The 9,585-nt window shown below is 58.5% G+C and carries 10 protein-coding genes; 7 read left to right on the forward strand and 3 right to left on the reverse strand.

What is annotated here, in order from left to right:
• Positions 1–127: 127 nt before the first annotated feature.
• The gene (gene tyrS, locus QLG10_RS29365; RefSeq protein WP_033038766.1) at positions 128–1,327 is read right to left on the reverse strand and encodes a tyrosine--tRNA ligase; all 1,200 of its coding nucleotides are present in this window, start codon (positions 1,325–1,327) and stop codon (positions 128–130) included.
• A 213-nt stretch (positions 1,328–1,540) separates the two neighbouring features.
• Between tyrS and QLG10_RS29370 the strand changes: the two genes are divergently transcribed.
• Both QLG10_RS29370 and QLG10_RS29375 read left to right on the forward strand, forming a co-directional pair.
• Positions 1,541–2,977 carry a peptidoglycan DD-metalloendopeptidase family protein gene (locus QLG10_RS29370; protein WP_110754857.1) on the forward strand — a complete coding sequence of 479 codons (1,437 nt, stop codon included), beginning with the start codon at positions 1,541–1,543 and terminating at the stop codon, positions 2,975–2,977.
• Positions 2,978–2,980: 3 nt separating this feature from the next.
• Positions 2,981–4,072 carry an anhydro-N-acetylmuramic acid kinase gene (locus QLG10_RS29375; protein ID WP_110754856.1) on the forward strand — a complete coding sequence of 364 codons (1,092 nt, stop codon included), beginning with the start codon at positions 2,981–2,983 and terminating at the stop codon, positions 4,070–4,072.
• A 71-nt stretch (positions 4,073–4,143) separates the two neighbouring features.
• Here QLG10_RS29375 and erpA read toward each other — a convergent pair whose 3' ends face one another.
• Both erpA and argC read right to left on the reverse strand, forming a co-directional pair.
• Positions 4,144–4,494 carry an iron-sulfur cluster insertion protein ErpA gene (gene erpA, locus QLG10_RS29380; RefSeq protein WP_007906865.1) on the reverse strand — a complete coding sequence of 117 codons (351 nt, stop codon included), beginning with the start codon at positions 4,492–4,494 and terminating at the stop codon, positions 4,144–4,146.
• Positions 4,495–4,662: 168 nt separating this feature from the next.
• On the reverse strand, positions 4,663–5,697 hold the full coding sequence (argC, locus tag QLG10_RS29385) for an N-acetyl-gamma-glutamyl-phosphate reductase (RefSeq protein ID WP_020798783.1): 1,035 nt from the start codon (positions 5,695–5,697) through the stop codon (positions 4,663–4,665).
• A 134-nt stretch (positions 5,698–5,831) separates the two neighbouring features.
• Here argC and hemJ point away from each other — a divergent pair, with 134 nt between their 5' ends.
• The 5 genes from hemJ to QLG10_RS29410 all read left to right on the forward strand — a co-directional run bounded on the left by hemJ (position 5,832) and on the right by QLG10_RS29410 (position 9,520).
• Positions 5,832–6,260, forward strand: coding sequence for a protoporphyrinogen oxidase HemJ (hemJ, locus tag QLG10_RS29390; protein ID WP_033038776.1), 429 nt, complete (start codon positions 5,832–5,834; stop codon positions 6,258–6,260).
• A 33-nt stretch (positions 6,261–6,293) separates the two neighbouring features.
• Entirely contained in the window at positions 6,294–7,262 is a 969-nt protein-coding gene (locus tag QLG10_RS29395; protein ID WP_110754854.1) for a nitronate monooxygenase family protein, read from the forward strand.
• 62 nt (positions 7,263–7,324) lie between these two features.
• Positions 7,325–8,260, forward strand: coding sequence for a DUF805 domain-containing protein (locus tag QLG10_RS29400; protein ID WP_188265132.1), 936 nt, complete (start codon positions 7,325–7,327; stop codon positions 8,258–8,260).
• A gap of 61 nt (positions 8,261–8,321) precedes the next feature.
• Positions 8,322–9,110 carry an SDR family oxidoreductase gene (locus QLG10_RS29405; protein WP_110754852.1) on the forward strand — a complete coding sequence of 263 codons (789 nt, stop codon included), beginning with the start codon at positions 8,322–8,324 and terminating at the stop codon, positions 9,108–9,110.
• Between the two features lie 71 nt (positions 9,111–9,181).
• Positions 9,182–9,520, forward strand: coding sequence for a histidine triad nucleotide-binding protein (locus tag QLG10_RS29410; protein ID WP_007986008.1), 339 nt, complete (start codon positions 9,182–9,184; stop codon positions 9,518–9,520).
• Positions 9,521–9,585: the final 65 nt, after the last annotated feature.

Consider the following 9,585-nt stretch of genomic DNA (forward strand, 5'->3'; position numbering starts at 1 on the left):
ACTGAAGCAACCTGCTGCCGAAAACTTCGTAACTCATTGTTTACCAAGGAGTTTTTCGTTTCGACTGCGCCGGAAGTGGGGCGAATTATAGGCCCCTGAGATCCGCCGTCAACCCTTTGTTACAGGTTTATTCAGATTTGAGCGTAATACGCGCAAAAGCCTTCTTGCCGGCCTGGCAAACGTGGGTAGCTCCCAGTACGTATATAAAGGAGCGATCGACAACCTCGCCATCGATACGCACACCACCAGAACCGAGCAGATCACGCGCCACAGCCGAGTTCTTCACCAGGCCCGCCTTATTAAGGACGGCGGCGATCGGCATATCTTCGGCTGCAGTCAATTCGATCTCAGGCAGATCGTCCGGCAGCTCGCCATCCTTCATGCGGTTACCTGCCGCACGATGAGCATTGGCCGCAGCCTCTTCACCATGGAAGCGGGCAACGATCTCTTCAGCCAGCTTGATCTTGATATCACGCGGATTGGCGCCCGCCTCGACATCGGAACGGAAGGCATTGATCTCATCCATGGAACGGAAGCTGAGCAGCTCGAAATAACGCCACATCAACGCATCCGGAATGGAGACCAGCTTGCTGTACATCACTCCCGGCGCTTCCTGGATACCGACGTAGTTGCCCAGGGACTTGGACATCTTCTTCACGCCATCCAGACCTTCAAGCAGGGGCATGGTCAGAATGCACTGGGCTTCCTGGCCGTAACCACGCTGCAACTCACGCCCCATCAAGAGGTTGAACTTCTGATCGGTGCCGCCGAGCTCGACATCCGCGCGCAAGGCGACCGAGTCGTAACCCTGGACCAGCGGATAAAGGAACTCATGGATGGCGATCGGCTGATTGGTCGTGTAGCGCTTGTCGAAGTCATCGCGCTCGAGCATGCGAGCCACAGTGTACTGCGAAGTCAGGCGGATGAAGTCGGCGGGGCCCATCTGATCCATCCAGGTGGAGTTGAACGCCACTTCAGTCCTGGCTGGATCGAGAATCTTGAACACCTGGGTCTTGTAGGTCTCGGCATTTTCGAGAACCTGCTCACGAGTCAGCGGAGGACGTGTTGCACTCTTGCCGCTCGGATCGCCAATCATCCCGGTGAAGTCGCCAATCAGGAAGATCACCTGGTGACCCAATTCCTGGAACTGGCGCAGCTTATTGATAAGCACGGTGTGGCCCAGGTGCAAATCCGGGGCGGTCGGATCGAAGCCGGCCTTGATACGTAGCGGTTGGCCACGCTTGAGCTTTTCGATCAGCTCGGACTCGACCAACAGTTCTTCCGCACCACGTTTAATCAGCGCTAGCTGCTCTTCAACCGACTTCATAACAGACCCGCAAGGCTCGAATTCAAAGGGGACCAACCATACAAGATCGCGCGTCAAATACAAAGTTCGGCCGGCACAATGACGCCAATCCGCTGACAGAGCGTCCACGGACTTGCTTCAGGGATGATTTGGTTATATTTTATACAGTTATTTCATCTTCATCATGTCATTCATCTTTTCCAATTCATCTTTTTCAAAGTCAAAACACTACTTATGACCAAAGAATCGTCTAAAGCGCCACCGCTTTACCCGAAAACCCATCTGCTCGCAGCCAGTGGCATTGCCGCCCTGCTGAGCCTGGCGCTTCTGGTATTTCCTTCCAGTGATGTAGAAGCCAAAAAGACAACCCTGAGCCTTGAACTGGAAAGCCCTGCTGAACAACTGACACAAGAACAAGACGCTGCACACGCCGTCCAAGCCACAAATGAGCCGGTCGAGTCTCCTTTTGCACAGATCGAGGACAGCCCTCAGGAGCCTCAGGAAACGGCTCAGGCAGCGCCTCTGCCTGCTGCAGCACCTGTGCCGGTTGCAGAAGAAAAGAAGGCGCCAAGTCACAGGGAAGTGATCGTCAGCAAAGGCGATACGCTCTCTACGCTGTTCGCAAAAGTCGGCCTTCCAGCCACTTCAGTGCATGACTTGTTGGCCAGCGACAAACAGGCCAAGCAGTTCAGCCAGCTCAAGCATGGGCAGAAACTCGAATTCGAACTGGGTCCGGACGGCCAGTTGACCAGCCTGCATAGCAAAGTCAGCGACCTCGAAACCATCACCCTGACCAAGAACGACAAGGGTTACAGCTTCAACCGCACGACCGCCAAGCCCACCGTGCGTTCCGCCTACGTGCATGGCGTGATCAATAGCTCGCTGTCACAGTCAGCTGCGCGTGCCGGCCTGTCGCATAGCCTGACCATGGACATGGCCAGCGTGTTTGGCTATGACGTCGACTTTGCCCAGGATATTCGCCAGGGCGACCAATTCGACGTGATCTATGAACAGAAAGTGGTCAACGGCAAAGCGGTCGGCAACGGTCCGATCCTGTCCGCACGCTTCACCAACCGCGGCAAGACCTACACCGCCGTGCGCTACACCGACAAGCAAGGCAACAGCAGCTATTACACGGCTGATGGCAACAGTATGCGCAAGGCATTCATCCGCACCCCGGTGGATTTCGCCCGCATCAGCTCGAAATTCTCCATGGGCCGCAAACACCCGATCCTGAACAAGATCCGCGCCCACAAAGGTGTGGACTACGCAGCACCGCGTGGTACGCCAATCAAGGCGGCTGGCGATGGTAAAGTGCTGCTGGCAGGTCGCCGCGGCGGTTACGGCAACACGGTCATTCTGCAGCACGGCAATACCTACCGCACGCTGTACGGCCACATGCAAGGCTTCGCCAAAGGCGTCAAGACCGGAGGAACAGTCAAGCAAGGCCAGGTCATCGGCTACATCGGTACTACCGGCCTTTCCACCGGCCCGCATTTGCATTACGAATTCCAGGTCAATGGCGTACACGTCGATCCGCTGGGCCAGAAAGTAGCGATGGCCGACCCGATTTCCAAAGCTGAACGCGCACGTTTCCTGGCGCAAAGCCAGCCACTGATGGCCCGCATGGACCAGGAAAGAGCCACCCAACTGGCTTCGGCCAAACGCTAGGCCATGGCGCTCTATATAGGTGTAATGTCCGGGACCAGCCTTGATGGCCTGGACATAGCGCTGATCGAACAAGCCCCGGCGATCAGACTGATTGCCACCCACTACATCCCGATGCCCGACTCACTGCGCGCCGAGCTGCTTGGCTTGTGCGCCAGCGGTCCGGACGAGATCGCCCGCTCCGCCATTGCCCAACAGAACTGGGTGAAACTGGCAGCGCAGGGTGTTAACGCCCTCCTTGCCCAACAGCACCTCAAGCCTGACGACATTCGCGCGATTGGCAGTCACGGCCAGACCATTCGCCATGAACCCGCACGCGGCTTCACGGTGCAAATCGGTAATCCGGCCCTGCTGACCGAGCTGACCGGCATCACGGTGGTCAGTGATTTCCGCAGCCGCGACGTCGCCGCTGGCGGGCAAGGCGCACCGCTGGTACCAGCCTTTCACGAAGCACTTTTTGAAGAACAGCCTGGCAACCGCGCCGTGCTCAACGTGGGTGGTTTCAGCAACCTCAGCCTGATTGAACCCGGCAAGCCTGTCGCAGGTTTCGACTGCGGCCCGGGCAACGTGTTGCTGGACGCCTGGATTCAGCAGCGGCGCGGAGACAACTTTGACCGTGATGGCCAATGGGCTGCCAGCGGCAAAGTCGAACCGGTACTGTTGAAGGCATTGCTCAGCGACCCCTTCTTTGTAACAAAGGGCCCGAAGAGTACCGGCCGCGAAGTCTTCAACCTGCCATGGCTGACCCGGCATCTGGCAGCGCTGCCAGCCTTCGCAGCCGAGGACGTCCAGGCAACGCTGCTGGAGCTGACGGCATTGACCATCGTCGAATCGCTGCGCAGCGCCCAAGCCAATACGCAGGAGCTGCTGGTCTGCGGTGGTGGCGCACACAATGCTGCACTCATGAAGCGCCTGGCGAGCCTGCTACCAGATGCGACCGTCAGCAGCACCGCCACTCACGGCGTAGACCCTGACTGGGTCGAAGCCATGGCTTTCGCCTGGCTGGCTCACTGCTGCCTGGAAGGTATCGCGGCCAATCGCCCGAGCGTCACCGGCGCCCGTGGGCTGCGCGTACTTGGCGCCATCTATCCCGCATAGTTAAATGCCGGACAGCAAAACGCCGCAGGGCCCTGAGGCCGTGCGGCGTTTTGATGATTCAGGCGCGCTGATCAGATCGAGAACGAAGAGCCACAGCCACAGGTGGTGGTAGCGTTCGGGTTCTTGATGACGAAACGCGAGCCTTCCAGACCTTCCTGATAATCCACCTCGGCTCCTGCCAGGTACTGGAAGCTCATAGGATCGACAACCAGACTCACACCTTCGCGCTCAACGATGGTGTCGTCATCGGCCACTTCTTCATCGAAAGTGAAGCCGTACTGAAAACCTGAACAACCGCCGCCCGTAACGAATACGCGCAGCTTCAAGCGATCATTCCCCTCTTCATCGACCAGGCTCTTCACCTTGTGCGCGGCACCGTGGGTGAATTGCAAAGCCGTGGGGGTGAAGGATTCGACGCTCATGCTGACTATCTCCCGGCGTTAAGCCGTCATATTGCGTGATGACGCGCATTATCCGCTTCTCCTAGAAAAGCGGTCAACTATTGTTATGGTATATCAAGCAACCCATTCGCTCGGCCTGAAATGCAAAAAGGCCCGTTCAACGGGCCTTTTGCTGTGTGCGATATAGCCTTACGGCAACATGCCCGCGTGGGACAAGCCCAGACGTTCGTCCAGCCCGAACAGGATGTTCATGTTCTGCACGGCCTGACCCGACGCGCCTTTGACCAGGTTATCGATCACCGACAGCACGACCACCAGATCGCCGTCCTGAGGGCGGTGCACGGCAATACGGCACACATTGGCGCCGCGTACGCTGCGGGTTTCCGGATGGCTGCCGGCAGGCATGACATCGACGAACGGCTCGTTCGCATAACGTTTTTCAAACAGCGCCTGCAGGTCCACCGAGCGATCCACGACGGTCGCGTAGAGCGTGGAGTGGATGCCACGGATCATCGGGGTCAGATGCGGCACGAAGGTCAGGCCAACGTCCTTGCCCGCCGCACGACGCAAACCTTGGCGAATTTCCGGCAGGTGGCGATGCCCTTTGACGGCGTAAGCCTTCATGCTTTCCGACGTCTCGGAGTACAGCGAACCCACAGCAGCACCACGACCCGCACCGCTGACGCCGGACTTGCAGTCGGCGATCAGGCGCGAAGCATCGGCCAAGCCCGCTTCGAGCAATGGCAGGAAACCCAACTGCGTAGCGGTCGGGTAGCAACCCGGCACCGCGATCAGGCGCGCCTTCTTGATCTGCTCGCGATTGACTTCCGGCAGGCCGTAGACCGCTTCATCCAACAGTTCAGGAGCACCGTGGGGCTGGCCGTACCATTTCGCCCACTCATCAGCGTCTTGCAGACGGAAGTCCGCAGACAGATCGATGACCTTGGTGCCGGCCGCCAGCAGTTCACCCGCCAGGGCATGCGCGACACCGTGGGGAGTGGCAAAGAACACTACGTCGCAAGCGCCCAGGGTCTTGATGTCCGGAACACTGAACGCCAGGCCGTCGTAGTGGCCTCGCAGGTTCGGGTACATGTCGGCCACGGCCAGGCCGGCCTCGGATCGGGAAGTGATCACCACCACTTCAGCTTGCGGATGTTGCGCCAACAGACGCAACAGTTCGACACCGGTGTAACCCGTGCCGCCGACGATACCGACCTTGACCATAAACCTGCCCTCAACGAACCCACTGGAAAGCCGTCGATAATAGGGCCCGTATCGTCCTGCGACAACCGGCAAGGTGACGTGCGGAGCCTCAAGCCTCTACTATCCGGTTACCGTGAACCTGGGAATAACCAAAAATGCTTTATCTGTGGCTCAAAGCTTTCCACATCATCAGCGTCGTGTGCTGGTTTGCCGGCCTGTTCTACCTGCCGCGCCTTTTCGTCTACCACGCCCAAAGCGAAGACACCGTCAGCAAGGAGCGCTTCAGCATCATGGAGCGCAAGTTGTACCGGGGCATCATGGGACCGGCAATGATCGCCACGCTGATCTTCGGTGGCTGGCTCATCTACCTCAATCCAGGCATCTTCAGCCAGGGCGGCTGGATACACGCCAAACTGACCCTGGTCGTGTTGCTGATCGGCTACCACCATATGTGCGGCGCGCAGGTAAAGCGCTTTGCCCGTGGCGAAAATACCCGCAGTCATGTCTTTTATCGCTGGTTCAACGAAGTGCCGGTTCTGATATTGCTGGCGATCGTGATTCTGGTCGTCGTTCGGCCGTTCTAAATCCAATAGATACCACTCACCGGGGTACTTCAAATGTCGCTGCCCGCTCTGCTTGAACAACGCTTGCGTTTGCCCGTAGTGGCCGCGCCGATGTTCCTGATTTCCAACCCGCAACTGGTGCTTGCCTGCTGTCGCAACGGCGTAGTGGGCAGTTTTCCGGCGCTGAATCAACGCGAGAGCAGTGGTTTCAAGGCCTGGCTGGAGGAAATCGAGGCGCAGCTGGCGACTCTGGAAAACCCTGCGCCCTACGCGGTGAACCTGATCGTGCACAACAGCAATCCGCGCTTGCAGGCGGACCTGGATATCTGCATCGAACACGAAGTGCCGATCGTGATCACCAGCCTGGGCGCCGTTAAGGAAGTAGTCGATGCGGTCCACAGCTATGGCGGCCTGGTTTTCCATGATGTGACGACCCGTCGCCATGCCGAGAAAGCCGCCGAGGCGGGTGTGGACGGGCTGATTGCCGTCGCGGCGGGTGCCGGCGGACACGCTGGCACCTGGAGCCCGTTCTCGCTGGTCGCCGAGATCCGCCAGTTTTTCGACAAGACGCTACTGCTGGCCGGGTGCCTGAACCACGGCCACGAAATTCTCGCAGCACAATTGCTCGGTGCGGACCTGGCCTACTTCGGTACACGATTTATCGGCACCACTGAGAGTCACGCGCCTGACGCCTATAAAGAGATGCTGCTGACGTCCAGAGCCGCAGATATCATCCATACTCCAGCAGTGTCGGGGGTACCGGCAAGCTTCATGCGCCAAAGCCTGGAGGCCGCCGGATTCGACATGGCAGCGCTGCAAAACAAGGGAGAAGTCAATTTCGGCTCCAAACTCAAACCCATCAGCGATGAAGCCAAAGCCTGGAAAACTGTGTGGTCCGCGGGCCAGGGCGTCGGTGAAATCGACGACTTGCCAAGCGTCGAACAACTGATCGCACGTCTCGACGCCGAATACCGCAAGGCACAGGAGCAAGCAGAGCAACTGCGCCAACACTGGCCGCGCTGAGCAACCACTCAAGCAGCGGCTGGCCATTCGTATCGATGACTTGCGACAAGGACGCCTGGGCAATGAGCGAAAACCATTACAAGATCGTGTTTGACGGCACTTTGTTGCCGGGGGTTGATATCAACACGGCTAAACTCAATCTCGCTGCGCTGTTCAAGAGCGACGTCAGCGCCATCGAGCGCCTGTTCAATGGTCGACCGATAGCATTAAAGACTGACCTGTCACAAGCTGATGCCCAGGCCTATCTTCAAGCCTTGAGGAACACGGGTGTCGATGCCCGGATCGAGGCGCAACCTGCGATCGAGCCAGACCTGGCCGATGTTCACGATCCTGTGCCGCAGTCCCCGTATTCGCCACCACAGGCCAGCCTGGGAGAAAGACTGCCGGAGTTTGCCGTACTCAAACCCTTCAGCGTCGAAGGTCGCATCGGGCGCCTGCGTTTTCTGGCGTGGACGATGGTGCTGAGCCTGGTGACCCTTCCCGTTGTCGGCGTGTTTGCGCTCATCGGCCTGGGTCTGGTCAGTGGCAACTCCACCACCGGACTGATCATCGGCGGCATCTTCGCCTTCTTCCTGTTCTTGGCGTTCGTGGTGATCAGTGTTCTGTTCACCATTCAGCGTTTACACGATATAGGCTGGTCGGGCTGGCTCTGGCTCCTGAACCTGGTTCCGTTCGTAGGCAGTTTCTTCCCGCTGGTGATCATGGTCATGCCAGGCAACGTCGGCGCCAACCGCTATGGCCCGCCTCCCCCGCCCAACAGCACGGCGGTCAAGGTTTTGTGTGCATTGTGGATTGTGTTTATCGGTTTATTTACCGTCGGTGCAATGGTGGGTGGAATCTCGGCAATCCAGCAAGAGTATGAAGACACCCTCGAAAGCAGCTACCAAAGCGGCTCGATGACCACTGAGGAAATCGATGTCGAAGTCGAACCGCAAGCAAATTCGCCAGCCGAGGCAGCCGAAGAAGCCCCGCCCCCTGTAGACTCTGCGAAAGAATGAACAGCGCTCCCCGCCCGTGACACCTGCGTCGCGGCGCGGAGCTGTTGCGATGGAGAATGGCATGACCCGTTACGCTCTGATCACCGGCGCTTCCAGCGGCATCGGCCTGGCGATGGCTGAAGCGCTGGCCCGGCGCGGCCGCAGCCTGATTCTGGTGGCTCGACAGCGTGATCAGCTGGAAAGCATTGCGATTGAACTGACCCAACGTTTTGGCGTGGAAGTGTTATTCCGTGCCTGCGATCTGGGCGAGCCACTGCGCCTGTCGGGCTTCCTGCTGGAACTGGAGGAAGGTGACCGGCAAATCGACCTGCTGGTCAACTGCGCCGGCATTGGCACTTGCGGCCCGTTCCTGGCTCAAGACTGGATGACCGAACAGGATTTGATTGAAGTGAACATCCTGGCACTCACTCGCCTGTGCCATGCCATCGGTAACAGCATGGCGTTACAGGGTGGCGGTCAAATTCTGAACGTCGCTTCGGTCGCGGCGTTCCAGCCCGGGCCGTGGATGAGCACTTACTACGCGAGCAAGGCCTATGTACTGCACTTTTCCGAAGCCCTGCGCGTCGAGCTGAAAAAATGCGCGGTCAAGGTCTCGGTGCTCTGCCCCGGCCCGACTCGCACGGCGTTTTTCCGCAACGCGCAACTGAACGACGACAAACTGTCCAACAGTAAAATGCTGATGAGTCCGGAGGAAGTCGCGCTCTATACCGTGCGAGCCCTGGAGAAAAATCGCGCAATCATTATTCCGGGGCGACGCAACCGCTGGTTCGCCACCCTGCCCCGGTTCGGCTCGCGCTGGCTGATCAGGACGATCACCGGCATGGTCATCAAGGCTCACTGCCCGCGCTGAAGGTAAAACACTGGGCGGGTACAACCGGCATGGGTACACTCGGGCCAGCCCAAACAACGGAGAAAACAGCTGTGGATACTCTGTTCACCAAGATCATCAACCGGGAAATCCCGGCGAAGATCATTTACGAGGACGACCAGGTACTGGCCTTCCACGATATCGCCCCGCAGGCACCGGTGCACTTCCTGGTGGTCCCGAAGAAGCCGGTACGTACCCTGAACGACCTGACCGAGGACGACAAGGCCCTGGCTGGACATATCCTGTTCACCGCCCAGCGCCTGGCCCTGGAACTGGGTTGCGAAAAAGGTTTCCGCGTTGTCATGAACTGCAATGAAGAAGGTGGGCAGACTGTCTACCACATTCATATGCACGTACTTGGACAGCGTCAGATGCACTGGCCACCGGGCTGATTCAATACACGCTCCTGTAGGAGCCAGGTTTGCCGGCGATGGCGTCATTGAGATCGCCATCGCCG

This window comes from Pseudomonas sp. V98_8 (assembly GCF_029967975.1).
Taxonomy (GTDB): domain Bacteria; phylum Pseudomonadota; class Gammaproteobacteria; order Pseudomonadales; family Pseudomonadaceae; genus Aquipseudomonas; species Aquipseudomonas umsongensis.

Excerpts from the sequence above, each read along its gene's own strand:
- erpA (WP_007906865.1), bottom strand. The coding sequence starts at position 4,494 with ATGAGCGTCGAATCCTTCACCCCCACGGCTTTGCAATTCACCCACGGT.
- tyrS (WP_033038766.1), bottom strand. The coding sequence starts at position 1,327 with ATGAAGTCGGTTGAAGAGCAGCTAGCGCTGATTAAACGTGGTGCGGAA.
- QLG10_RS29405 (WP_110754852.1), top strand. The coding sequence starts at position 8,322 with ATGACCCGTTACGCTCTGATCACCGGCGCTTCCAGCGGCATCGGCCTG.
- argC (WP_020798783.1), bottom strand. The coding sequence starts at position 5,697 with ATGGTCAAGGTCGGTATCGTCGGCGGCACGGGTTACACCGGTGTCGAA.
- QLG10_RS29400 (WP_188265132.1), top strand. The coding sequence starts at position 7,325 with ATGAGCGAAAACCATTACAAGATCGTGTTTGACGGCACTTTGTTGCCG.
- QLG10_RS29375 (WP_110754856.1), top strand. The coding sequence starts at position 2,981 with ATGGCGCTCTATATAGGTGTAATGTCCGGGACCAGCCTTGATGGCCTG.
- QLG10_RS29395 (WP_110754854.1), top strand. The coding sequence starts at position 6,294 with ATGTCGCTGCCCGCTCTGCTTGAACAACGCTTGCGTTTGCCCGTAGTG.
- QLG10_RS29370 (WP_110754857.1), top strand. The coding sequence starts at position 1,541 with ATGACCAAAGAATCGTCTAAAGCGCCACCGCTTTACCCGAAAACCCAT.
- hemJ (WP_033038776.1), top strand. The coding sequence starts at position 5,832 with ATGCTTTATCTGTGGCTCAAAGCTTTCCACATCATCAGCGTCGTGTGC.